Annotated in this window: 26 protein-coding genes; 19 read left to right on the forward strand and 7 right to left on the reverse strand. The window is 61.9% G+C overall.

The features are described from left to right. Positions 1-1,019 (forward strand): hypothetical protein (locus tag GCN78_RS25855; protein WP_226939830.1); only part of this gene is annotated, 1,019 nt, incomplete at its 5' end. A 16-nt stretch (positions 1,020-1,035) separates the two neighbouring features. Further along, positions 1,036-1,785: a hypothetical protein gene (locus tag GCN78_RS29465; RefSeq protein ID WP_193316878.1), complete on the forward strand. Its 750-nt coding sequence runs from the start codon at positions 1,036-1,038 to the stop codon at positions 1,783-1,785. Positions 1,786-1,927: 142 nt separating this feature from the next. Here GCN78_RS29465 and trmL read toward each other — a convergent pair whose 3' ends face one another. Beyond that, on the reverse strand, positions 1,928-2,398 hold the full coding sequence (gene trmL / locus GCN78_RS25870) for a tRNA (uridine(34)/cytosine(34)/5-carboxymethylaminomethyluridine(34)-2'-O)-methyltransferase TrmL (protein ID WP_070258795.1): 471 nt from the start codon (positions 2,396-2,398) through the stop codon (positions 1,928-1,930). Positions 2,399-2,429: 31 nt separating this feature from the next. Then, entirely contained in the window at positions 2,430-3,179 is a 750-nt protein-coding gene (locus tag GCN78_RS25875) for a ComF family protein (RefSeq protein WP_152254276.1), read from the reverse strand. A gap of 84 nt (positions 3,180-3,263) precedes the next feature. On the opposite strand from GCN78_RS25875, the gene GCN78_RS25880 reads away from it, so the two are divergent. The 7 genes from GCN78_RS25880 (at position 3,264) to GCN78_RS25905 (ending at position 9,311) form a co-directional block, all read left to right on the forward strand. Beyond that, positions 3,264-4,160 carry a methyltransferase domain-containing protein gene (locus tag GCN78_RS25880; protein ID WP_152254277.1) on the forward strand — a complete coding sequence of 299 codons (897 nt, stop codon included), beginning with the start codon at positions 3,264-3,266 and terminating at the stop codon, positions 4,158-4,160. Between the two features lie 467 nt (positions 4,161-4,627). Further along, positions 4,628-5,836: a cytochrome c oxidase subunit II gene (gene coxB / locus GCN78_RS25885; protein ID WP_152254278.1), complete on the forward strand. Its 1,209-nt coding sequence runs from the start codon at positions 4,628-4,630 to the stop codon at positions 5,834-5,836. A 13-nt stretch (positions 5,837-5,849) separates the two neighbouring features. Then, a complete protein-coding gene (ctaD, locus tag GCN78_RS25890) occupies positions 5,850-7,448 on the forward strand; it encodes a cytochrome c oxidase subunit I (protein ID WP_034749009.1) in 1,599 nt (532 codons plus the stop codon). A 51-nt stretch (positions 7,449-7,499) separates the two neighbouring features. Next, positions 7,500-7,607 (forward strand): cytochrome oxidase small assembly protein, encoded by a 108-nt coding sequence (locus GCN78_RS29820; protein ID WP_217635101.1) that lies wholly within the window; start codon positions 7,500-7,502, stop codon positions 7,605-7,607. Beyond that, complete coding sequence (locus GCN78_RS25895; protein WP_152254279.1) at positions 7,604-8,176, forward strand: cytochrome c oxidase assembly protein; 573 nt, start codon at positions 7,604-7,606, stop codon at positions 8,174-8,176. Before GCN78_RS29820 ends, GCN78_RS25895 begins: the two co-directional genes overlap by 4 nt. A 9-nt stretch (positions 8,177-8,185) precedes the next feature. Further along, complete coding sequence (locus tag GCN78_RS25900) at positions 8,186-8,392, forward strand: DUF2970 domain-containing protein (RefSeq protein ID WP_152254280.1); 207 nt, start codon at positions 8,186-8,188, stop codon at positions 8,390-8,392. Positions 8,393-8,450: 58 nt separating this feature from the next. Continuing rightward, positions 8,451-9,311, forward strand: a complete 861-nt coding sequence (locus GCN78_RS25905) for a cytochrome c oxidase subunit 3 (protein ID WP_152254281.1) — start codon at positions 8,451-8,453, stop codon at positions 9,309-9,311. Between the two features lie 124 nt (positions 9,312-9,435). On the opposite strand, the gene GCN78_RS25910 is transcribed toward GCN78_RS25905, so the two are convergent. Next, a complete protein-coding gene (locus GCN78_RS25910) occupies positions 9,436-9,636 on the reverse strand; it encodes a twin transmembrane helix small protein (protein WP_034748996.1) in 201 nt (66 codons plus the stop codon). 36 nt (positions 9,637-9,672) lie between these two features. Between GCN78_RS25910 and GCN78_RS25915 the strand changes: the two genes are divergently transcribed. The 6 genes from GCN78_RS25915 to GCN78_RS25940 are packed head-to-tail and all read left to right on the forward strand — an operon-like array spanning position 9,673 to position 14,835. Next, on the forward strand, positions 9,673-10,419 hold the full coding sequence (locus GCN78_RS25915) for an SURF1 family protein (RefSeq protein WP_152254282.1): 747 nt from the start codon (positions 9,673-9,675) through the stop codon (positions 10,417-10,419). Continuing rightward, positions 10,400-11,029 carry an SCO family protein gene (locus GCN78_RS25920; protein WP_152254283.1) on the forward strand — a complete coding sequence of 210 codons (630 nt, stop codon included), beginning with the start codon at positions 10,400-10,402 and terminating at the stop codon, positions 11,027-11,029. The genes GCN78_RS25915 and GCN78_RS25920 overlap by 20 nt, the downstream gene beginning before the upstream one ends. 18 nt (positions 11,030-11,047) lie before the next feature. After that, entirely contained in the window at positions 11,048-12,223 is a 1,176-nt protein-coding gene (locus GCN78_RS25925) for a COX15/CtaA family protein (RefSeq protein WP_152254349.1), read from the forward strand. Beyond that, positions 12,224-13,123 carry a heme o synthase gene (gene cyoE, locus GCN78_RS25930; RefSeq protein ID WP_152254284.1) on the forward strand — a complete coding sequence of 300 codons (900 nt, stop codon included), beginning with the start codon at positions 12,224-12,226 and terminating at the stop codon, positions 13,121-13,123. It abuts the gene before it with no gap. Then, on the forward strand, positions 13,120-13,713 hold the full coding sequence (locus GCN78_RS25935; protein ID WP_152254285.1) for an SCO family protein: 594 nt from the start codon (positions 13,120-13,122) through the stop codon (positions 13,711-13,713). The genes cyoE and GCN78_RS25935 overlap by 4 nt, the downstream gene beginning before the upstream one ends. Positions 13,714-13,755: 42 nt before the next feature. After that, the gene (locus GCN78_RS25940) at positions 13,756-14,835 is read left to right on the forward strand and encodes an AI-2E family transporter (RefSeq protein ID WP_152254286.1); all 1,080 of its coding nucleotides are present in this window, start codon (positions 13,756-13,758) and stop codon (positions 14,833-14,835) included. Here GCN78_RS25940 and GCN78_RS25945 read toward each other — a convergent pair. The 3 genes from GCN78_RS25945 to nhaR form a co-directional block, all read right to left on the reverse strand. Further along, positions 14,832-16,172: a hemolysin family protein gene (locus GCN78_RS25945; protein WP_046683517.1), complete on the reverse strand. Its 1,341-nt coding sequence runs from the start codon at positions 16,170-16,172 to the stop codon at positions 14,832-14,834. The genes GCN78_RS25940 and GCN78_RS25945 overlap by 4 nt on opposite strands. A gap of 87 nt (positions 16,173-16,259) precedes the next feature. Continuing rightward, positions 16,260-17,594 carry an MFS transporter gene (locus GCN78_RS25950; protein ID WP_152254287.1) on the reverse strand — a complete coding sequence of 445 codons (1,335 nt, stop codon included), beginning with the start codon at positions 17,592-17,594 and terminating at the stop codon, positions 16,260-16,262. A gap of 124 nt (positions 17,595-17,718) precedes the next feature. Continuing rightward, positions 17,719-18,633, reverse strand: coding sequence for a transcriptional activator NhaR (nhaR, locus tag GCN78_RS25955; RefSeq protein WP_152254288.1), 915 nt, complete (start codon positions 18,631-18,633; stop codon positions 17,719-17,721). A gap of 115 nt (positions 18,634-18,748) precedes the next feature. On the opposite strand from nhaR, the gene GCN78_RS25960 reads away from it, so the two are divergent. From GCN78_RS25960 to GCN78_RS25975, 4 genes are all read left to right on the forward strand, one after another. Next, a complete protein-coding gene (locus GCN78_RS25960; RefSeq protein ID WP_152254289.1) occupies positions 18,749-19,822 on the forward strand; it encodes a DUF475 domain-containing protein in 1,074 nt (357 codons plus the stop codon). 132 nt (positions 19,823-19,954) lie between these two features. Further along, a complete protein-coding gene (locus GCN78_RS25965) occupies positions 19,955-20,530 on the forward strand; it encodes a TerD family protein (protein WP_070222543.1) in 576 nt (191 codons plus the stop codon). A 156-nt stretch (positions 20,531-20,686) separates the two neighbouring features. Continuing rightward, the gene (locus tag GCN78_RS25970; RefSeq protein WP_152254290.1) at positions 20,687-21,382 is read left to right on the forward strand and encodes a TIGR00266 family protein; all 696 of its coding nucleotides are present in this window, start codon (positions 20,687-20,689) and stop codon (positions 21,380-21,382) included. Positions 21,383-21,431: 49 nt separating this feature from the next. Next, a complete protein-coding gene (locus GCN78_RS25975; RefSeq protein WP_152254291.1) occupies positions 21,432-22,013 on the forward strand; it encodes a TerD family protein in 582 nt (193 codons plus the stop codon). A 369-nt stretch (positions 22,014-22,382) separates the two neighbouring features. Here the strand turns inward: GCN78_RS25975 and GCN78_RS25985 are convergent, their stop codons facing one another. Then, positions 22,383-24,035 carry a patatin-like phospholipase family protein gene (locus tag GCN78_RS25985; protein ID WP_193316879.1) on the reverse strand — a complete coding sequence of 551 codons (1,653 nt, stop codon included), beginning with the start codon at positions 24,033-24,035 and terminating at the stop codon, positions 22,383-22,385.

The raw sequence follows: 24,035 nt of genomic DNA on the forward strand, positions 1-24,035 counted from the left end.
AAGCGCCGCCGGTGCCTGCATCCGCGCCGCCTGCCGCGCCGCCTGCGCCGCCGAAGCCGGCCCAGCCGAAAGCCGTGCCGAAGCCCGCGCCTGTGCCTCCACCGGCACCGGACGAAGCGCCGCCAGCGTCGCGCAAGTGGCTGCGCTGGCTGGGCGGCATCGCCGTGCTGGCGGCCGTCATCGTCTACATGAATGGCAAGCCGGGCGGCAAGAATGAATCGGCTTGCAATGACGCCATCGATAGCGGCTTGAAGCTGGTGGCAAATGGCAGCCTGGACGGCGCCCGCCAGAAGCTGGCGACGGCAAAAAATGTGTGCACCGGCAAGTCCAGCGCCAAGGCGGACGATTTGCAGGCAGCGATCGGCAAGGCGGGCGCCGCGTCCGGCAGTTGCCAGCGGGGCGTGCGCGCCATCGAGCGCGCGATCGATGCTCACCAGTTGCAAAGCGCCGCCAGGGGCATCGCCGCGCTCGACGCTGATTGCGCGGGCGCATCCAGCGTGGATTCCTTGCGCAAGCAGCTGGCGCGCCAGCAGGCGGCAGCCGCGTCCGTGCTGGTCGGCGTGCGCCAGGCGCTCGATGGCAAGGATGCGACGGCGGCAGGAAATGGCATTGCCCGGCTGGAAGCGATCGACCGCGAAGCGGCGGAATTGCCGCAGTTGAAGGCCGACGTGCAGGCGCTGGCGGCCGCGCCCGCTGCTGCACCGGTCCCGGCGCCGGTGTCAACGCCGGCGGTGCAGGAACCGGCGCCCGCGCGCGCGGTCGAACGAACAGCGGTGGCCGAACGCCGTCCGCTGGAAACGGCGCCCGTCGATAGCGGCGCGGCCATGCGCAACGAGATGGCGCAATCGTTCTTGCGCGATGCCGAGCGCTCTTTGCTGGAAGGTAAGTTCGATGCGGCCAAGACCTATCTGGAAAGCGCGCGCCGCGTCGACCCTGGCAATGCGCGCATCGACAATCTGTCGCGCCGCATCCGCGAACGGGAACGGCAAGTGCTGCAGACGGAAACAACGATCAATTAGTCATATGGGAGTCACCATGCTGAATCACACCACCGTGCGCGCCACTGCTGCGCTGACCATCGCGGCGATGCTGGCCGGCTGCGCCACGGCGCCGATGAACCCGAACGGCGTGCGCCAGGACAGTTCCTATCCACAAGGTGGCGCCCAGGCGGCCACGGATGAGGACCCGTGCAGCGTAGGCGCGACGGCCGCTGCAGGCGCGGCCGTGGGCGCGCTGCTGGGTGCGCTAGCGGGCGGCAAGAATGGCGCGCTGAAGGGCGCGGCCATCGGCGGCGGCCTGGCGGCGGCCGGTTGCCTGGCCATCAATGTCAATTCGCGCCAGACCAAGACGGCGGCGCAGGCGGACCGCGACTATATCCGCGCACGCGGCGCGTTGCCGCGCGAGCCGCAAGTGGTGTCGTACACGCCGCAGCTGAGCGCGTCGACCGTCAAGCGCGGCCAGCCGTTCAAGGTGAATTCCGTGGTGGAGCTGGTCAACGGCAGCGCGCAAAGCGTCAACGACGTGCGCGAAGAGCTGGTGGTGCTCGATCCGCAAGGGCAGCCGTTCAAGTCCGGCTCGAAGGCCCTGGCCAGCAACAACAAGTCGGGCGGGCGCTTTGAAAACTCGTTCGAGCTGACCTTGCCGGCCGGCGTGTCGCAGGGCGTGTATGGCGTCAAGACGAACCTGTACGTGAACGGCAAGCTGGCCGCCACGCGCGACCTGCGCACGCAGCTGGTGATGCTGGACGACAATAGCGACGTAGCGCAGCAATTGGCGCAACGGTAAAGGGAGATTGCAGGAGTCTCAACATCTCATCCAGTCGTAGCGAGCGGCGATGATTTGTGGCCGAGAAGCGCAGCGCTACTTTAGTAGCGCGAGCATCGCCGGCCGCAAAGCGCGCCGCGCAGTAGACTGGGTGAGGTGTCAGCTACGCGCCACCCTGGTATCCATGCTGGCGCCACGCCTCGTAGACGACGACGGCCACCGTATTCGATAAATTCAGACTGCGGTTGTCGGGGCGCATCGGCAGGCGGATGCGCTGCTCGGCCGGAAAGCCGTCGCGCAGGGCTGGGTCCAGGCCTTTCGTTTCCGAACCGAACACAAACACGTCGCCCGGCAAGAAGGCCACGTCGCCGAACGGGCGCGAGCCGCGCGTCGTCATGGCAAACATGCGGGCCGGGTCGGGCTGGGTGTCGGCCAGGAACGCCTCCCAGTTCTTGTGCACCTTCATCTTGGCGTAATCGTGGTAATCGAGGCCGGCGCGCTTCATCTTGGCATCGTCGAGCGGAAAGCCCAGCGGTTCGACCAGGTGCAGTTGCGCGCCCGTGTTCGCGCACAGGCGGATGACGTTGCCCGTATTGGGCGGGATTTCAGGTTCTACCAAAACAACGTGAAACAAAATGCTCTCCTCATATATATCTGTAGCGAATTCAATGTGGCGGCGTGCGCGCCACGACCAATATGCTGACCCTGGCCGCCCCCGCGCCCTTGCAGGCGGCCGCCAGGGCGTTGACGGTATGGCCGCTGCTCATCACGTCGTCGACGATGCCGACATGGCATCCTTGCAATAACGGCGCGTGCTCCGGCGCGATGGCAAACGCGTGCGCCAGATTGGCTTGCCGTTCCTGCGGCGCCACGCCGCTTTGCGCCCGCGTGTCGCGCACCCGCAGCGCCAGCCGGGGCTGTAAAGGGACCTCCAGCAGGCGCGCCAGCGGACGGGCAATTTCCAGCGCCTGATTAAAACCCCGTTCGGCCAACCGGGCCGGGCCCAGCGGCACCGGGCACAGCAGCTGCGGCGCTTGCCATGCTTGCTGTTGCTTAATGGCAACATGCAGCAGTTGCGCCAACAGGGGCGCCAGCGCCAGGCGCGCGCCGAATTTCAGCTGCAACAGCAACTGGTCGGCGGGCGCCGCATAATCGAACGCCGTGATGGTGGCGTCATATGCGGGACTGTGGCGCACGCAGCGTCCGCACAGCAGCGCCACATCGTCGAGCGGATTGGCGCACTGGCGGCAGCGCGGCCGCAGCAGACCCAGGTATTGCGCGCGGCAGGGCGAACACAGCACTTCCGGGCAGCCGATGCCGCACAGCGCGCATTGGGCCGGCAGCACCGTGGCGCCCAGCCACAGTCGCAGCGCCTGCCAGGCGGCATCAAGCCGGTGCAGAGTGGCGGTCCGCATCGCGATGGCGTCGTTCCATGTACACTGCCGACATTATCTCACCTCACCCGATTCAACATGCCAGTTCCCACCAGTCCGCCCAAAATGAGTGCGCCCATCGATGCGGTGCAAGTACGCGATTTCTTTTCCCGTCCGGCGCGCGTCGCGCCATCGGACTTCCTGCGCCGCGAAGTGTCACAGCGCATGCACGAGCGCCTGGAGCTGGTGAAGATCGCTCCCCTGCGGGTGCTTGACGCCGGCTGCGGCCCGGGCGCGGACCTGGCGCAGTTGCAAAAGGATTATCCCGCCGCGCAGATTATCGGTCTCGATGCAGCGCAAGCGATGATGCAGGCGGCGCGCGCGCCCGCGTCGAAACTGGCCGGCCTGAATCAGTTCCTCAGCAAGCTCCTGCCGGCCAAGGCGGGCGTGGATTTGTTGTGCGGCGACCTCGGCGACCTGCCGCTGGCGCAGGGCAGCGTCGACCTCGTGTGGTCGAACCTGGCGCTGCACTGGCATGCCCAGCCCGACCGCGTGTTCGCCGAGTGGCGGCGCGCGCTGCGCCTCGACGGCTTGCTGATGTTTTCCTGCTTCGGTCCCGACACCTTCCGCGAAGTGCGCGACGCGTTTGCCGAAGCGGACTTGTATCCGCATGCCTTGCCCTTCGTCGACATGCACGACTTTGGCGACATGCTGGTCGAGACGGGTTTTTCCACGCCCGTGCTGGACATGGAAATCATCACCGTGACCTACGACACGGCGGAAAAACTGCTGGCGGACGTGCGCGCCTTTGGCGGCAACCCGCTGACCACGCGCCGGCGCGGCCTGATGGGCAAGGCGGCCTGGCAGCGCATGCTGGACGCGCTGGAAAAGACGCGCCGTCCCGATGGCAAGCTGGGCCTGAGTTTCGAGGTGATCTACGGCCACGCCTTCCGTCCCGCGCCGCGCGTGACGCGCAATGGCGAAGCGATCATCCGTTTTGACTTGCCCAGAAAACCGAAATAAAAGGCCAAAGAAACCGACACTTGGTCGCCATTCGCGCATTGCCATCGCGGCAAGCGTTGCAAAGCGCGCGGCGGCCGGGAGAAGGGCGCGCACAAAGCCGATTATTGCTTGATGGATTCAAGTTTACTTGATTATAATCGTTGATTGTTTGTCAGCTTGTTAAGTAGAAAAAACAAGGGCTGTATACAAAATAAAAAAAACAAAGCAAGACTAATTCGAAGTTACTGCATTAGTATAGTAACCATCTTCCACACGAGGCCATTTCAGTGTGGGGAGGAAAAAAAAGGGTTCCAGCATGGTTGCGCGCCGTCGTTTTTGCTGCCGTGGCCAGCATGGAATTCGCTGGTGCTTGACGCACATGGCCGCATTCCGGCCGTGTTGCTTTCATGGAGGAGCGGCAGCGGTCCAGTACGGAGAAGTCCGCAGCCGTTTAAAATATCATTATTTTTTGGGTGGTTGGGGAAAACATGACACATGCAAAGCGACTTCAATCGTTGCTGCTCGGGCTGTCTTTGACAGCGTTTGGCATCGGGCGATGGGCCACGGCGGCACCGGCTGCCGGCACCTATCCCGGCACCGGCGGTCCCGTGCCGTTCGAAATGAATCTGCAACCGCCGGCGACACAGATCGCCCATGAAATCTACGATTTGCACACCCTGATGATGATCATCTGCCTGGTGATCTTCGTGGCCGTGTTCGGCGTCATGTTTTATTCCATCTTCAAGCACCGCAAGTCCCTGGGCCACAAACCGGCCACTTTCCACGAAAGCACCACCGTCGAGATCGCCTGGACCGTCGTGCCTTTCCTTATCGTCATCGGCATGGCCCTGCCTGCCACGCGCACCGTGGTCGGCATGAAGGACACATCGAACGCCGACATCACCATCAAGGCCACCGGCATGCAGTGGAAATGGGGCTATGACTACCTGAAAGGCGAGGGCGAAGGCATTTCCTTCCTCTCCAATCTGGCCACGCCGCGCTCGCAAGTGGGTGCGCCAGGCGCGCCGCCGACGGAAAAACGGGGCGAGAACTACCTGATCGAAGTCGACAACGAAGTCGTCGTGCCGGTCAACAAGAAGATCCGCGTGGTGCTGACGGCCAACGACGTCATCCACGCCTGGTCCGTGCCTGCCTTTGGCGTGAAGCAGGATGCGATTCCCGGTTTCGTGCGCGACACCTGGTTCAAGTCCGACCATATCGGCACCTTCCGCGGCAATTGCGCCGAGCTGTGCGGCAAGGAACATGCGTTCATGCCCATCGTCGTCAAGGTCGTCTCGGCAGATGATTACAAGGCCTGGGTTGATGTAAAACAAAAGGAAATGGCGGCATTGGCTGATGATCCAAGCAAGGTGTGGACCATCGACGAATTGAAGGTCAAGGGCGAGAAAGTGTATACGGCCAACTGCGTGGTCTGCCACCAGGCGACCGGCAAGGGCGTGCCCGGTGCGTTTGCGCCGCTGGACGGCTCGGCCGTGGTGAACGGTCCGAAAGCGGATCAGATCCATGTGTTGCTGAACGGGCAAAAGAGCGGCAAGTATCCCGCTGAAATGCCAGCCTGGAAACAGCTGTCCGACACGGAAATTGCCGCAGTGATCACTTACACGCGCAATTCCTGGTCGAACAAGGCCGCAGAGAACATCGTTCAACCAGCCGAAGTCGTGGCTGCACGCAAGTAATTAGGAGCCGCACATGAGTACTAGCACGAGCACCTTGGACCACGCCGGTCACGATCACGACCATGCCCACGACCACCCCACCGGCTACCGCCGCTGGCTGTTTGCCACCAATCATAAAGATATCGGTACTCTGTACCTGTGGTTCTCGTTCATCATGCTGCTGTCTGGCGGCGTGCTGGCCCTGATGATCCGTACGGAACTGTTTCACCCTGGCTTGCAATTCTTTCACCCAGAATTCTTCAACCAGCTGACCACCATGCATGGCCTGGTGATGGTGTTTGGCGCCATCATGCCGGCCTTCGTCGGCTATGCCAACTGGATGATTCCGCTGCAAGTGGGCGCGTCCGACATGGCGTTTGCCCGCATGAACAACTTCTCGTTCTGGCTGCTGCCGCCGGCCGCGCTGCTGCTGGCCACGTCCTTCCTCGTGCCGGGCGGCGCCACGGCCGCCGGCTGGACCCTGTATGCGCCGCTGTCGACGCAGATGGGCCCGGGCATGGACATGGCCATTTTCGCCATGCACCTGATGGGCGCCTCGTCCATCATGGGCTCGATCAACATCATCGTCACCATCCTGAACATGCGCGCGCCCGGCATGACCCTGATGAAAATGCCGATGTTTTGCTGGACCTGGCTGATTACCGCGTATCTGTTGATCGCCGTCATGCCCGTGCTGGCCGGCGCCATCACCATGACCCTGACGGACCGCCATTTCGGCACGTCCTTCTTTAACGCGGCAGGCGGCGGCGACCCCGTCATGTACCAGCACATCTTCTGGTTCTTCGGCCATCCCGAGGTCTACATCATGATCTTGCCGGCCTTCGGCATCGTCTCGCAGATCCTGCCCGCGTTTGCCCGCAAGCCATTGTTCGGCTACGCCTCGATGGTCTACGCCACCGCTTCCATCGCGATTCTGTCCTTCATCGTCTGGGCGCACCACATGTTTACCACCGGCATGCCGGTGACGAGCCAGCTGTTCTTCATGTACGCGACCATGCTGATCGCCGTGCCGACGGGCGTGAAAGTGTTCAACTGGATCGCCACGATGTGGAAGGGTTCGATGACGTTCGAGACGCCGATGCTGTTCTCGGTGGGCTTCATCTTCGTGTTTACCATGGGCGGCTTCACGGGCCTGATCCTCGCCGTCACGCCGATCGACATCCAGCTGCAGGATACCTATTACGTGGTGGCGCATTTCCACTACGTGCTGGTGGCCGGTTCGCTGTTCGCCCTGTTCGCCGGCTTCTACTACTGGTCGCCGAAATGGACGGGCCACATGTACAACGAGACGCGCGGCAAGATCCACTTCTGGTTGTCCCTGATCACGTTCAACGTGACCTTCTTCCCGATGCACTTCCTGGGCCTGGCCGGCATGCCGCGCCGCTACGCCGACTATCCGGCGCAGTTCACGGATTTCAATATGATCGCTTCGATCGGCGGCTTCGGCTTTGGCCTGATGCAGGTGTACTTCCTGTTCTTTGTTGTCTTGCCGACCATCCGCGGCGGCAAGGCTGCGCCGGCGAAACCATGGGAAGGCGCGGAAGGCCTGGAATGGACCGTGCCGAGCCCGGCGCCTTTCCACACGTTTGAAACGCCGCCGACAGTGAAATAAGGTATCCCGGGCCGGCGTGTTGCGCGGCCCGTCTTGAATAAAGTGCCTGTCATGACCGAACGTAAAAAACCGAACAACCTGCGTACCGGGCTGATCTTGGCCGCCCTGGCGGCCTTCTTCTTCCTGTCCGTGTTCGCCAAGCGGCTGTGGCTGTCGTGACGACGCCCCACCAACAGGAAACACGCGGCCTGAACCGCAAGATGCTGGGCAAGCTGCTCGTCATTGCCGTGCTGATGTTCGGCTTTGGCTATGCCCTGATCCCCGTCTACAAGCAGATTTGCGAAGTGATGGGCATCAACGTGCTGACGCAAAAAGATGGCACGGTGGCTTACGACAACAACACGCAAGTCGACACGACGCGCAGCATCACCGTCGAGTTCGACGGCAATGCGCAGGGGCCATGGCGCTTCCGCCCGACCGTGTCGAGCATGCAGGTGCATCCGGGCGAACTGGTGACCGTCCTGTATGAAGTGGTCAACACGCAAAACCGCGTCGTCAACGCGCAAGCCATTCCCAGCTACGCACCGCAGAGCGCCACGCCGCATTTCAAGAAGGTCGAGTGCTTCTGCTTCAAGCAGCAGACCTTGAAACCCAACGAAGCGCGGCAGATGCCGGTGGTGTTCTTCCTTGATCCGGCCCTGCCGAAAGAGGTCAAGACCATCACCCTGTCGTACACGTTTTTCGAGATCGCCGGTCTGAGCCAGGCTCAGACGCCGGCCGTCCAATAGGAGAGTGCCATGGGCGAATCCGCCAAGCCGGAAAAAGCGTCGTTCCTGTATTCGCTGCGGGCCGTCGTGTGGTCGTTCACGGGGCTGCGCCGCAAGAGCGATTTCGACACGGATTCGGCCAAGCTCAATCCCGTGCACATCGTCATCGCCGGCTTCCTGGTGGTGGCTTGCCTGATCGGCGTCCTGATTACCATCGTTAAATTCGCAGTCTCGTGATGTCGCAACATCGATAACATATAAAAAAACCACCCTATAAGTTTTTGAGGAGATGATGATGAGTTCCAACCACGCCGCCGTACCCTATTATTTCGTGCCAGGCCCGTCGCGCTGGCCCATGCTGGGCGGCGCCAGCCTGCTGCTGACCATGATCGGCGCCTCGGCCTGGGTCAACGACGTCTCCTGGGGCCCGTACGTGAATTACCTGGGCATCGCCGGCATCCTGCTGGTGCTGTATTTCTGGTTCGGCGACGCCATCAGCGAATCGGAGCAGGGCCTGTACAGCGAGCGCATCGACCACTCCTTCCGCTGGAGCATGAGCTGGTTCATCTTTTCGGAAGTCATGTTCTTCGCCGCCTTCTTCGGCGCCCTGTTCTATGCGCGCAGCATCTCGATGCCATGGCTGGCCGACCTCGACCACAAGGTGATCTGGCCCGATTTCGCCGCCCACTGGGGCAACACGGGCCCGGCCGGCACGGTGCAGGAATTCACCACCATGACGCCGTTCTGGATTCCGACCATCAATACGGCCTTGCTGCTGACGTCGGGCGTCACCCTGACGATTTCCCACCACGCGCTGCGCGCCGGCCACCGCGCCATGACGGCCCTGTTCCTGTTCGCCACCATCGTGCTGGGCGCCATCTTCATGGGCTTCCAGGTCTACGAATACATCCACGCCTACAGCGAACTGAACTTGAAATTGACGTCCGGCATCTACGGCGCCACCTTCTTCATGCTGACGGGCTTCCACGGCTTCCACGTGACCCTGGGCGCCATCATGTTGTCCGTCATCCTGTACCGCGTGCTGAAAGGCCACTTCACGCCCGATCACCACTTCGGCTTCGAAGGCGCGGCCTGGTACTGGCACTTTGTCGACGTCGTCTGGCTGGGCCTGTACGTGGTCGTGTATTGGTTATAATGGCGGGGCAGGGCGCGCGTGGTTGAAGGACGCGCCGGCACCATAAAAAAAAGCCGTACCGGGACATCCTGGGTACGGCTTTTTTCTTAGTGTGAAGAATTTGCCAATCAGGCAATGTCAGGTGTTAATGAATTCCAGTAGGCTGAATATAGCCAAGCTTGTGCGCCAGCAGGATCAGCAGGAACAGGGTGATCGATAAGCCCACGCGCAGGGCCAGCGCCTGCACGGTGCGGTTGCTCTTGCCCTTGTCGCGCATGAGGAAGAACAGGGCCGAGCCCAGGCTGCCCAGGATCAGGATGAAGGCGATGGCAACGAGGATTTTCATGGATGGTAGCGCCAGGCTTGAGGAGGTTTCATTGTAATGCGTATCCGCTTCCATTTTAGATGGATTCCGTTTGTTGTAATGCTGCTACTGGTGGCCCTGGGGATTTCTTTGGCGCAATGGCAGCAGCGTCGTGGCGACGAGAAGGTCGCCCGCGCCGCCAGGCTCGAGGCGGGTAACCAGGCCGCGCCCCTGGCGTTGACGGCCGCGCCCCTGCTGCCGGCCGACGCGCAGGCGATCGAATACCGCCGCGTCACCGTCACGGGCCATTTCGTGCCCGCCTGGACAGTGTACCTGGACAACCGTCCCTACAAGGGCCAGGCCGGTTTTCACGTGCTCACGCCATTTCAAATCGACGGTTCGAGCATGCACGTGCTGGTGGCGCAGGGCTGGCTGCCGCGCAACAATGCCGAACGCACGCGCATTCCCGATTACGCCACGCCGGCCGGCACGGTGACGATTGCCGGCATCGCGCGCCTGAACGCGGGCCACGTGATGGAACTGGGTACGGCGCCGCCGCTGGCGTCGCACGCCATCGTGCAAAATGCCGATATCGGCCAGCTGGCCCAGGTCAGCGGCCTGGCTTTGCAGCCTTTTATCCTCGAACAAACAGTCGACGGAGTGACGGCGCCAGCGTCCAGCCAGCTTCCCGTGCGCGACTGGCCGGCGCCGGACCTGGGCGCCGACAAGCACCGCGGCTATGCATTCCAGTGGTACGCACTGGCACTGATGGCTTTTCTATTTTTTGTCTTTACAGGATTTCGACGTGCAAACAAACAACCCTGAAGCAACGCAAGACAGCAGCGATAAACAGGCACAGAACAGCGGTCGCTGGAAACTGCTGGCCGTGGTGGCCGTGTGCGCGTTTCCCATCATCGCCTCGTATTTCACGTACTACATCATCAAGCCCACGGGCCGCAACAATTACGGCGCGCTGATCGACCCGCGTCTGTATCCGATACCGGAAGCGCAGCTGCAGGTGACGGAACTGGACGGCAAGGCGGCGCCGCTGGCGCAATTCAAGGGCAAGTGGGTGCTGCTGCAGACGGGGCCGTCTGATTGCCAGGAAGCATGCAAGAAGCAATTGTTTGACATGCAACAACTGCGCCTCATGCAGGGCAAGGAACGCGAACGCCTGGAACGGGTCTGGCTGGTGACGGATGCCCAGCCGCTCGATACCCTCGTGATGCGCGAATTCGACGGCACCAGCATGCTGCGCGTCAATAGCGACGCCTTGAAAGCTTGGCTGCCCGTGGAGCCGGGCGGCAAGACCAGCGACCATCTGTATCTGATCGATCCGCTGGGCAATCTGATGATGCGCTTCCCGAAGGACGCGGACCCGAACAAGATCAAAAAAGACATCGCCAAGCTGCTCAAAGCTTCGGCGATCGGTTGAGGAGTCCGCATGCCGACGATGCATCTCTCCGCGCTGGCCCAGCTGGGCCTGACGGGTCTGCTGGTGGCGCTGCTGCCGCTGACCATAGTCTGGGTGTCTGCGGACGCCAATAAATACCGCAAGCTCGTGTGGATCGCCGTCTTCCTGACGGTCGACCTGATCATGTTTGGCGGCTTTACGCGCCTGTCCGATTCCGGCCTTGGTTGCCCGGACTGGCCCGGTTGCTATGGCTCGGCCAATCCTTTCCTCGCGCACGAGCATATCGTGGCGGCGGAAACCCTGATGCCGACGGGCCCCGTGACGGTGGTCAAGGCGTGGATCGAAATGACGCACCGCTACCTGGCCATGGCCATCGGCGTGCTGATCGTGGCGATGATGGTGCAGGCGTGGCGCCAGTGGCGCAAAAGCAAGCGGCAGGAATTCGCTCCCGCGCTGCCGACGGCGCTGTTTTTATTCGTTTGCCTGCAAGGCGCGTTCGGCGCGTGGACCGTCACCCTGAAACTGCAGCCGGTGATCGTCACCATCCACTTGCTGCTGGGCATGGGCTTGCTGGCCATGCTGACGTGGCTGGGCGGGCGCCAGGACCATGCCGTGGCGCCAATCAAGCGCGCCGATGCGGACGTTGCCGTGTTGCGCCCCGTGCGCGCGCTGGCCGTCATGTCGCTCGTGCTCTTGACCGTGCAGATCGCGCTGGGTGGCTGGGTGAGCACCAACTACGCCACCCTGGCTTGCACGGATTTCCCCCTGTGCGGCGGGAAAGTCATTCCGGAAATGGATTTCGAGCATGGTTTCCATCTGTGGCGCGAACTGGGCAAGACGGCCGCCGGCCACTACCTGCCGTTTTCCGCGCTGACGGCCATCCACTGGGTGCACCGCAACTTCGCCTTCATCGTGCTCGCCGGCGTCGGCTATACGGTGTTTCGCGCGTGGACGCTGCCGTCCTTGCGCGGCACGGCCCGCTGGGTGGCGCTGGTGCTGGCCCTGCAGGCGGCCACTGGCCTGGCGACGATCTACCTGAGCTGGCCATTGTCGATTGCCGTTCTGCATAACGGCGGGGCGGCGCTGCTCGTGTTATTGCTGACCATGTTAAACTACAAGGCTAAATTCCAACTCGATGTGGCGCGCAATGTACAGCGCGCTAGCGCCGCCGCGCCAGTGCCCCCGGCACAAGCCAGTCCTTCCCGTACCGCATAAATGACTACTCAGACCATCAGCCGTAAACCTTCCCCCCGCATCGCCCAGTATTGGGCGCTGACCAAGCCCCGCGTGACGCAGCTGGCCGTGTTTTGCGCCGTCATCGGAATGTTCCTGGCCAGCGAGGAGTTGCCTGACTGGCACGCGGTGGTGTTCGGCACCATCGGCATCTGGCTGCTGGCCGGCGCCGCGTTTGCCGTCAATTGCCTGGCCGAGCGCGAAATCGATGCGCGCATGGCCCGCACGGCGCGCCGCCCGATGGCCATGGGCGACATCACGGTGAAGCAGACGGTGGTGTTCGCGCTGGTGATCGGCGGCCTGGGCATGGCGATCCTGTATCACCTCGTCAATCCGCTGACCATGTGGCTGACCTTTGTCACCTTCGTCGGCTATGCCCTGATCTACACCATGGTGCTGAAACCGGCCACGCCGCAAAACATCGTCATCGGCGGTCTGTCCGGCGCCATGCCGCCCGCGCTGGGCTGGGCCGCCGTCGCCAATGACGTGCCGATGCAGGCCTGGCTGCTGGTCCTGATCATCTTTGTGTGGACGCCGCCGCACTTCTGGGCGCTGGCCATGTACCGCCGCGACGATTACGCGCGTTCGGGCTTGCCCATGCTGCCCGTCACGCACGGCTTGAAATTCACGCAATTTCACGTGTGGCTGTACTCGATCGCGCTGGCCGCCACCACCTTGCTGCCCTTTGCCGTGCGCATGAGCGGCCTGATCTACCTGGCCTCGGCCGTGGTGCTCAACGCCGGCTTCCTGTATTACGCGTGGAAGATGTACCGCCATTACACGGACTTGATCGCGCGCAAGGCCTTTACGTTTTCCATCATCTACCTGGCCTTGCTGTTCGCAGCTTTGCTGGTCGACCACTACATTCCCCTCGGAACATGAAAAAAACCCTGACCTTGTTGCTGGCGGCCGCCCTGGTCGCCGTCCTCGCCGGCTGCGGCAAGCCGGCCACACCGAAACTGGCCTTCAAGAACACGGACGTGACGGGCCTCGGCTATGCGCGCGAGTTCGCGCTGACGGACCACACGGGCCACCCGCGCACCCTGGCCGACTACAAGGGCAAGCTGGTGCTGATGTTCTTCGGCTACACGCAGTGTCCCGACGTTTGCCCCACCACCATGGCCGACATGGCGCAGGTGATGCAGGAAATGGGGCCGCAGGCGGAGCAGGTACAAGTGCTGTTCGTCACCGTCGACCCCGAGCGCGACACGCAAGCGTTGCTGGCGCAATACGTGCCGGCCTTCGACAAGCGTTTCGTGGGCCTGTACGGCAGCCTGGAACAGACGGCCAAGGTGGCCAAGGAATTCAAGGTGTATTACGCCAAGGTCGAGGGCGAGACGGATGAGAGCTACACGGTCGATCACACGGCCGGCACCTATGTCTTCGACCGCGAAGGCAAGATCCGCCTGTTCGTGCGCCACGGCGAAAAGCCCGCCGCCATCGCGCACGATCTTAAACTTCTGCTATCCTGATCCGGTCGCGCCCCCGGGCGCCATCTTCAGGATACGCAGTACATGGACAAACGTTTCGAGCCGCACGCCCGCCTGGCAGCCATCATCTTCTTGTTGATCGGCTGCTTTTTCGTCTTGCGGCCCTTCCTGGCCGCCATGCTGTTTGCCGCCTGCGTGGGCATCTCCAGCTGGCCCCTGTACCTGCTCCTGCTTGAGCGCCTGAAAGGCCGGCGCAACTGGGCCGCCGCCATCATGACCGTGTCCCTGATCCTGGTCATCGTGCTGCCGCTGGCCCTCGTCACCTACAACCTGGCCGACAATGTGTCGCGCATCTATGAACAGTTGCGCGCGGCGCTGGAATCGGGCGGCCTGCATCCGCCGGCCTGGCTGGCCAGCATACCCGTGGTGGGCGAAACCATCGCCGGTTACGTGGAGCGCCTGCTCGCAGACCGCGAGGAATTACTGAATTTGGGCAAGACGATGCTGGAACCGGCGCGCCACTTCCTCGCCTCCGGCGGCATCCTGCTGGGCACGGGCCTGGCGCAGACCAGCCTGGCCGTGTTCGTCAGCTTCTTCCTTTACCGCGACGGCCAGCAGCTGAGCCGCGCCCTGATGACGGGCGCCGGCCGCATCATCGGCGATAGCGCGCCCGGCGTGGGCCTGACCATCAGCCGCACCGTGCGCGGCGTCATGTACGGCTTGCTGGGCACGGCGCTGGCGCAGGCCCTGGTGGCCGTGATCGGCTTTCTGATCGCCGGCGTACCGGCCGTGGCGCTGCTGGGCGTGGCCACCTTCATCTTTTCGCTGATCCCCGTGGGGCCGCCCCTGATCTGGGGCGGCGCCGCCATCTGGTTGTTTACCGACGGGCAGACGGGCTGGGGCATCTTCATGCTGGTGTGGGGCGCGCTGCTGATCAGCGGCGTGGATAACGTGGTCAAACCCATGCTGATCAGCCGCGGCAGCAGCCTGCCGTTCCTGCTGGTGCTGCTGGGCGTGCTGGGCGGCGTGCTGGCCTTCGGCTTCGTCGGCATCTTCATCGGCCCGACCTTGCTGGCGGTGCTGTACAGCCTGCTCCAGACGTGGACGGTGGGCGAGACCACCGTGCCACAGGGCAAAGATACGCTTACCTTGAAAAAAGATTAATCGCGTAAATCGGCATCGAGGTCGCGTTCCTGTTTCGGGATCACCTTGATGAGCACGATGCGGGGCCCGTTCATCTTCTTGACGACGATGTCGAAGTCGACGAAGGTGATGCGCTGGCCCTGCTTGGGGATGTCGCCCAGCTTGACCATGATCAAGCCGCCCACCGATTCCACGTCGTCCAGCCCCAGTTCCTCGTTTTCGATATCGATGCCGAGGATGCGTTCGAGCGAGAAGATGGGCAGGCTGGCCTTGCCGATCAGGGTGCCGTCGCTTTGCTTGAGCCAGTCGTTTTCATTGCGGCGGAATTCATCGCGGATTTCGCCCACCATGGCGCCGAGCAAGTTATCGAGGGTGATGAAACCCAGCGGACGCTTGCCCTTTTCGCCGATCAGGGCGAAGTGGGGCGCGCCGTCGCGGAAGCGACGGAACAGTTCCAGCGCCGGCGTGCGCGCGGAAATGATGTCCACGGGACGCAGGAAGGGCGTGAGCGAGGTGATCGGTTTACCCGCCTGCTGGGCAAAGAACAGGTCTTTCAAGTGCACCACGCCCAGCACGTCGTCTTCATTCGTGTCGAAATACGGGTAGCGGCTGAAGCGGTTGCGCAACACCGTGTCGAGGTTTTCTTCCAGCGTGTTGGACGCGTGCAGGGCGATCACTTCATTGATCGGGCGCATCAGGTCCGATACCGTCATCTGTTCGAAATCGAGCGACTGCGCCAGGATGTTGCGTTCGTCGCGCGTGAATTTCTCGCCGGGCTGGCTGGTGCGCAGGATCAGTTTCAATTCTTCGGACGAGTAATGGGCATCGTGGCCGCCCTTGCCGGACAGGCCGGCCAGGCGCAGCACCCAGTTGGCGCTGGCGTTGAGCAGGTAAATGGCCGGATACATGGCCCAGTAAAAGCCATACAGGGGAATCGCGCTCCACAGGCCGACGGCTTCCGGGTTGCGGATGGCCATCGATTTGGGCGCCAGCTCGCCCACGACGATGTGCAGGAAGGAAATCACGCTGAAGGCGACGACGAAGGACACGCCGTGGATCAGCTCTTGCGAGGTGACGCCGATGGCGCCGAACAGCGGTTCGAGCAAGCCGGCGAAGGCCGGTTCGCCGACCCAGCCCAGACCCAGCGATGCCAGGGTGATGCCCAGCTGGCAGGCGGACAGGTAGGCGTCCAGCTGGCCATGCACCTTGGCCAGGATGCGCCCCCGCAATCCCTGCGTCTTGGCGATGGCGCGGATGCGCGTGCGCCGCAAGGTGACGATGCCAAACTCGGCGGCAACAAAAAAACCGTTCAGCGCGACCAGGAAGAGGGCGAGCAGGACTAGCAAGACATTGTGCATGGGGGCGCTGAAGATGGGCTGTAAAAACGTCATCTTAAACGACGAAGGGCGCCATAGCCTAATTTGGCCGCGCGCGCCCCGCTGCGCTTATGCCTGGGCCGCCGTTTGCGGTCCGCCGCGCATGGCGAAGACCATGATGGCCGAGACCACCGCCGGGATGGCGACGACGAGGAAAATCGTGCTGTTGGGCCAGTTCAGGCGGATCAGCTCTCCACCGAGCACGGGGCCGATGATGGAGCCGATGCGGCCCACCCCCAGGCTCCAGCCGATGCCCGTCGAGCGCAAGGTGGTTGGATAGTAGCTGGCCGCCAGGGCGTTGACGGCCGGCTGGCCGCCCACCACGCAAAAGCCGGCGATGAAGATCGTGATGAACAGGAAGGCCAGCGACACGTCCGGACGGCCGATCAGGGCGATGGCCACGGCGGCGACCAGGAAGCAGGGCAGCAGGATGCGGCGGAAGCTGGAGCGGTCGATCAGCTGGCCCATGACGAGGGTGCCGATGGTGCCGCCCACTTGCAGGGCCGTGCCCGCCAGCACGGCGTTGGCCGTCGACAGGCCCGCTTCCTTGGCGATGGTCGGCAGCCAGTTCGACAGGAAATACAAGTTCAGCAAGTTCATGAAGTTGATGACCCACAACAGTATCGTCATCTTCGCGCGGCCGCCTGTAAACAGTTGCAGCACGGGCGCGCCCTTGTGTTCCTTCTCATGCACGACATACCGGGTTTCGGCCGTGATGTTCACCGTCGGGTCGATGCGTTTGAGCCACTGGGCGACCTTGTCCAGCTTGCGTTTCTTGAGCACCAGGAATTGCATCGATTCCGGCAGCAGGAAGAACATCAGCACGCCGATCACCAGCGGCACCACGCCGCCCACGTAAAACACGGATTGCCAGCCAAACGCGGGAATCAGCGCCGCGGACAATAAACCGCCCAGCACGGCGCCCAGGGTGAAGCCGCACGAGACGAGCATCATCAGGGTGACTTTCTTGCGCAGCGGGCTGTATTCGCCGGCCAGCGCCATGGCGTTCGGCATCACGGCGCCCAGGCCCAGCCCGGTAATAAAACGGATCAGCTGCAATTGCTCGATGGTCGTGGCCAGCGGCGTGACCAGCATGCACAGCGAAAAGAAGATGGTCGAGCCGATCAGCACGGGGCGGCGGCCGAACTTGTCGGCCGTGATGCTGAAGACGAGCGAGCCGACCAGCATGCCCAGCAGGCCCGCGCCGAAGACGGGACCCAGGTTGGCCTTGCTGACGTGCCAGTCGGCGATGATGGCGGGCGCCACATAGCCCATCGCCTGCACGTCGAAGCCATCCATGATGACGCACAGCCCGCACAGGATCAGCATGCCGATCTGGAAGGAGCCGATCTTGTTGTTATTGATGAGATCGGGAATATCGATCGTCTTGCCTGCCGTGGACATGGTGCCGCTCCTGTTTTTTTATGGTGGTCGCGCCCTTCCGGCGAGGGCGGGGCGCGTGTTTGTCTCAGGCTTCATTACAATCGCTTTTGATTGATAATTCAAACGTTATTTTCGAATGGATTTATCATGTTTCCTTGTGAATCTTCGGGTGGCCCTGGATGGCTGCCAGGATCACGTCCAGCGCCGGGTGCATGATCTTGCGCTCGTTCGAAATGACGTAAAACTGCTCGCGCAGGGACGAGGCGTCACCGACCAGCACGGCGCCGAATTGCTCCTCGATATCGGCCGCCAGGCTGGCGGACGCGAAAAACAGGCCCAGGCCCTTGCGGCCAAACGCGTTGAGCATGGCGTTGTCTTCGAATTCGCCGACCACGTCGGGGCGCACGCCTTGCTGCACCATCCATTCGTCGATGCGCCCGCGCAAGGCGTTATTGCGCGCGGGCAGCAGGAAGGGCGCGCCGTGCAGGCTGTGCGGAAAATTCTCGCGGTACTGTCCCGCCAGCGCTGGGATGCCGAACAGCTTCATGGCGCTCTCGCCCCACAGGTGGCTGGAGACGCGCAGACTGGCGCCGGCCGGCACGGCGCGGTCCGTCAAGACCAGGTCCAGCTTGTGCAGGGCCAGGTCGGCCAGCAAGGATTCGAATTCGTCTTCCAGGCACACGAGCTTGACAGGCTGGTCCAGGCTGCGCGTGGCGTCGAGCATGCGGTACGCCATCAGCTTCGGCAGCGAGTCGGAAATGCCCACCGTCAGGCGCATCTTTTCCGCGTCGGTGTCGGCCAGCGCGTCCTGCATCTGCTCGCCCAGCAAAAAAATCTGGTCCGCGTAGCCGAGCGCCAGCCGGCCCGCCTCGGTCGGCACCAGTCGCCGCCCTTGCGGCTGCAGCAGGGACTTGCCCAATTCCTTTTCCAGCAGGGCCAGCTGGGTGCTGATGGTTTGCACGGCCAGTCCCAGCCGTTCGGCCGCGCGCGTCACGCCGCCCTCCTTGGCGACCACCCAAAAGAAGTACAAATGGCGGTAATTGAAGCCCGTGGTTTTCATCGCGACATCCTATCTTCTGTTTTTACGAAGTAATGCTTCCATTATCTTCTATTTTTAAATGTGTGACATGTCTCTATACTATGTTTCATTAAATCTAGATAACGGGGAACTATCGATGAAGCATTTCAGAGTGTCATTTCTAGTGACATTTATCTGCCTGGGCATTTCCGCCTGGTGGGGTTACACGCACGGTGGCGTGCAGACGATGCTGGCGGCGCTCGGTATCGCGGTGATCCTGGGCGTGATGGAAGTCTCGCTGTCGTTCGACAACGCGGTGGTCAACGCCTCGGTGCTGAAGAACTGGGACAAGTTCTGGCAGAACCTGTTCCTGGGCGTGGGCATCATCATCGCCGTGTTCGGCATGCGTCTGCTGTTCCCGCTGGTCATCGTGGCGCAAGCGGCGGACCTGGGCTTGATGGAAGTATGGAATCTGGCCCTGAGCAATCCGGAACAGTATTCGATGCACCTGACGAATCACCATGCGGAAGTGGCGGCCTTCGGCGGCATCTTCCTGCTGCTGGTGTTCCTGAACTTCCTGCTGGATTCGGAGAAAGAAACGCACTGGCTGGGCCGTATTGAAGAAAAATTGGGCGCGCTGGGCAAGATTTCGTCGATTTCCGTGATGATCGCGCTCGGCACCCTGATGGCCAGCCTGTCGATGATCGAAGAAGGCCAGAAACTGGTGGTCTTGACGGCCGGCTTGTGGGGCATCCTGACCTACGTGGGCGTCGATGTGATCAGCGGCTTGCTGGAAGGCGATAACGGCGACGGCAACATGGGCGACATCATCAAGCGCGGCGGTATTGGCGGCTTCCTGTACCTGGAAGTGCTCGACGCCTCGTTCAGCTTTGACGGCGTGATCGGCGCGTTTGCCATCACCAAGGATGTCGTGATCATCATGCTGGGCCTGGCCATTGGCGCGATGTTCGTGCGCTCGATGACGGTGTTCCTGGTGCGCAAGGGTACGCTCGACGAGTTCGTTTATCTGGAGCACGGCGCGCACTATGCGATCGGTATCCTGGCCGTGATCATGTTAGTCAGCATGAAGTTCCACATTCCCGAGATTTTCACGGGTCTGATCGGGGTAGCCTTCATTCTCGCCTCGCTGTGGTCGTCGATCCGCTACAAGCGCAGGATGGCCCTCGAAGAAGACAGGACGACAGCGCTGGAAGCGGTCAAGGCAGTGTAAAGAATGCGCGACAAACGACTACACCCGTTTGTCGGCAAGTTGTAGCAAGCGTCGCCGCCGGCCTGGGGAGTCAGGCCGGTGGAGGACGCCAGGTGTTTGGTCATACACAACCCACATTAGGAGAAATACATCATGGCAATCAGTCTGCAAAAAGGCGGCAACGTCAACCTGAGCAAGGAAGCCCCCGGCATTTCGAAGATGATCATCGGCCTGGGCTGGGATGCCCGCGCCACCGATGGCGCCGCGTTCGACATCGACGGTTCCGTGTTCCTGTTGAAGGCCGACGGCAAGGTACGCGCCGACGTCGACATGATTTTCTACAACAACCTGAAATCGAGCGACGGCTCCGTCACCCACTCGGGCGACAACACCACCGGCGCCGGCGATGGCGACGATGAAACCGTCGTCGTCGACCTGGCCACGGTGCCGGCCGAGATCGACAAGATCGCCGTCTGCGTGACGATACACGATGCCGAAGCGCGCAAGCAAAACTTTGGTATGGTGTCGAAGGCGTACGTGCGTTGCGTGAATGCCAACGGCAACACGGAAATCGCCCGCTTCGACCTGTCGGAAGACGGTTCGGCGGAAACGGCCATGGTCTTCGGCGAAATCTACCGCAATGGCGGCGATTGGAAATTCAAGGCCATCGGCCAGGGCTACAAGGGCGGTTTAGGCCCATTAGCCGCTTCTTTTGGTGTAGGTGTATAAGGTTTTGATTTAAAAGTCGCAACGCCTGACAAAACCGTAGCGAGCGGAAGGGAGAGGTGGCTAAGAAGCGCAACCGTACTAAGGTACGGTGAGCATCGCAGGCCGCCTATACCGACGCGCAGTAGGTTTGGTCAGGTGTTCTGTGGAGGAACAGGTATGCCAGTGTTTACTATTACCGGGGACGTCGACCCGTTCCTGCATGTGTCGCTTGCCAAGGGCGAGAAGATTTATTGCGAATCCAACGCGATGGTGATGATGGAAACCAATCTTGAGCTGAAAGGCAAGATGACTGGCGGCATAGGCGCCGCGCTGATGCGCACCTTTGCCAACGGCGAATCGTTCTTTCAGCAGCATATCGAAGCCATGCGGGGTGACGGCGATTGTCTGTTGTCGCCCACCTTGCCCGGCGCGATGCGGGTGCTCGAGGTGGGCGCCCAGCAATACATGATCAGCGACGGCGCCTTCGTGGCGGCCACAGCTGGCGTGGAATTGAAGGTGCGCACGCAAAGCCTTGGCAATGCGCTGTTTGCCCAGAGCGGTGGTTTTTTCATCACCGAGACGGCAGGCAGCGGCCAGTTGGCGGTGTCCGGTTTTGGCGCGATGTCGATACTGGAAGTGACGCCTGGCAAGGACGTGGTGATCGATAACTCGCACGTCGTGTGCTGGGACAACCGCCTGCAATACGAAATTTCCATGACGACCGGCAGCAGCGGCGGCTTTCTGGGTAACCTGATCAATAGCCAGACCAGCGGCGAGGGCATGGTGCTGAAGTTTTCAGGCACGGGAAAAATCCTCGTGTGCTCGCGCAACCGCGCGGCCTTCCTCGCCTGGACGCAAAGCAAGCCGGCGTAATCAAGCAGTCACCAATCAAGCAGTCACTAATCAAACAGGAGCTATGCGTATGTCTGTCAATTTGAGCAAGGGCCAGAAGATTTCTCTGGACAAAGAAGCTGGTGCCACCCTGACCCGTATCACCATGGGCCTGGGCTGGGATGCGGTCAAGACCAAGGGTTTCCTCGGCTTCGGTTCGAAGACGGAAGCCGTCGACCTGGACGCTTCGTGCGTCATGTTCGATGACAACAAGAGCACGTCCGACATCGTCTGGTTCCGCCAGCTGAAAAGCAAGGACGGCAGCATCGTTCATACGGGCGACAACCGCACGGGCGCGGGCGATGGCGACGACGAACAGATCAATGTCGATCTGTCGAAAGTGCCGGCGCACGTGAAAAGCCTGGTCTTCACCGTCAACAGCTTTACTGGCCAGAACTTCTCGCAGGTGGAAAACGCCTATTGCCGCATCTTGAATGCCAGCAATAACCAGGAAGTCGCGCGTTTCAACCTGTCTGTGCAAGGTTCCCACACGGCACAGATCATGGCCAAGCTGTACCGCCATAACGGCGAATGGAAGATGCACGCCATCGGAGAAAACGGCAACGGTCGCACCTTTGACGACCTGATGCCGCAAATCTCCGTGCATCTATAAGGAGCAGTACGCAGCGGGCGGGGGACGGACCGGATACCGGCCCTTGTCCGCTGCTCTATATTGAAGGAGAGTATGTCGTGATGCGATTGCTGATAGCCTTGCTACTTCCGTGTCTCACGTTTTTCATGCTGGGGCGCCCGCTGGCCGGTGCCTCCGCCTTGATCTTGCAGTGCACTGTGATCGGCTGGGCGCCGGCGGCCCTGTGGGCCTTGTACACGGTGAACCAGCATAAGACGGAGCAGGAATTGGAAGGTGCGTTAAGCCGCAGCTACATGCGCAGGCGTAGTCGGTTGATCTAAATCAGCCGGGCGCTTGGAATCCTTGCGCTAAAGCCCCCACGAGCGATCGTGCGGGCTTTTTTGTGCGCGCTCACTTCTTGCAGCGTATCGGCACGTTCACGGAAATGCCGTCCGAACTCAGGTTGCGGTACTGCAAATCTTCACTTTCGATGGCGAAGCGGGGCACCGCGTGCACGTAGCGCTGCTTGCAAACGGTGTCGTCATTGATCAGCTTGCCTGCCAGCATGTAGTCGCACAGGGCGAAGCGCGATTCCTCGTCGTCGAGGATCAGCACGCGCGCGGCGCTGTACAGGGCCGATTGCAACACTTCCGGGCTGCAATTTTCCGGACCCGTCAGCTTCAGATGGGTTTTCGTTTGCGTGGCCAGCCGTTGCAGCTTGACGAGGGCGGCGCGCTCTTCCTTGCGGGCACTGTCGACGTGCACGTCCTCGCTGGCCAGGCGCAGCGCCAGCGAGGCGATCTGGTCGATGGAAATATGCCAGGCAAAGCCTTCGAGCCGCGTGCGGATCTGGCCCGGCAAGGGATCGGCCGCATCGACTTCGCAGCGGTACTGGCCCAGGTGGGGGCGGCACAGCACGGGAATGGCAAAGGCCGAGGTGCGCTTGCCCTTCACGAATTTCTGGCTCAGGTCGCCAAAGTCTTCATGCGTGATGGTATCGAAGCGGGCTTGCCCAAAGCCCATCTTGACGAGGTTTTCCTTGCGCTGGCGCGAAAACAGGGCGTCGACGGCGTCGTAGATATTCTTGTTGAAGATGCGGTCCAGCGGCTGGCGCTCATCCGACATCTTTTCAAACACGGCGCTGGAATTGGGCGCGTTGGCATCGATGGAAATGAGGATGAAGGGCTTGCTGTTCAGGCGTGACGGCACGACGGCCATGTCGTTGCCATATAGTTGCGTCAGGGCCACGTCCCACAGGGTTTCCACGCCCAGGTTGTCGGCCGCGCCGCCATCGAACAGGTGTACGTAGGACGGCGATTCGCGCGACTCGGAACCGAGTTCTGGCACGAAACTGTTTTTCGGCCGGAAACGCTCGAAGGTGACGGAATCGAACACGCCGGGAAAGGCGGCCGACGTGGCCACGGCCGTGGCCAGGCGGATATCCTGGATCGGCGAATGCAGGGTGCTGTAGAAATATTCGTAGGAAAACACCACGCGCTTGCCGCCATCGGTGGCGTCCGTCGCGTTGGCCAGGAAGATGGGGCCGTCGTGCGGCAAGTCCTGGTAGGTTTTCTTGTCGTACAGCACATCGTCGAAGACGTCGGACAGGAACGACGTGCGCGTCTTGTTCGTCAACAACATCGTCGTCAGGTTGGCCGGTTTCAAGATGGTCTGGCCAAAGAAATCCGTTTTCAGCTTGCTGCGCAGCAAGGGCCAATCCGTCTGCTTGCCATGCAGCGCATAGTAACCGCCCGCGATGGCGCCGCCCGAGACGCCGGAGATGGCCGAGGCGCCGCTGACGAGGCCGAACTGCTCCAGCTGCTCCAGCGAGGCGGCCGAGAAATTGGCCGCGCGGCTGCCCCCGCCGGACAGGGCGATGCCGATGAAATGGTCGTTGGGCATGGGATTCTGGATGCGCGCCTTGGGCGCGTCGATGCGCAGGCGCGGGGTTTCCTGCACGGTAAACGTGCGGTTTTCAACGCCGCTGTTGGGGCGCAGGGCGAGTACCGTGCAGCCGCTCAGCAGCGCTGCGAGGATAAATGGGGCGAACAAACGTGGATGCAT

The organism is Janthinobacterium rivuli, assembly GCF_009208735.1.
Classification (GTDB): Bacteria; Pseudomonadota; Gammaproteobacteria; order Burkholderiales; family Burkholderiaceae_D; genus Janthinobacterium.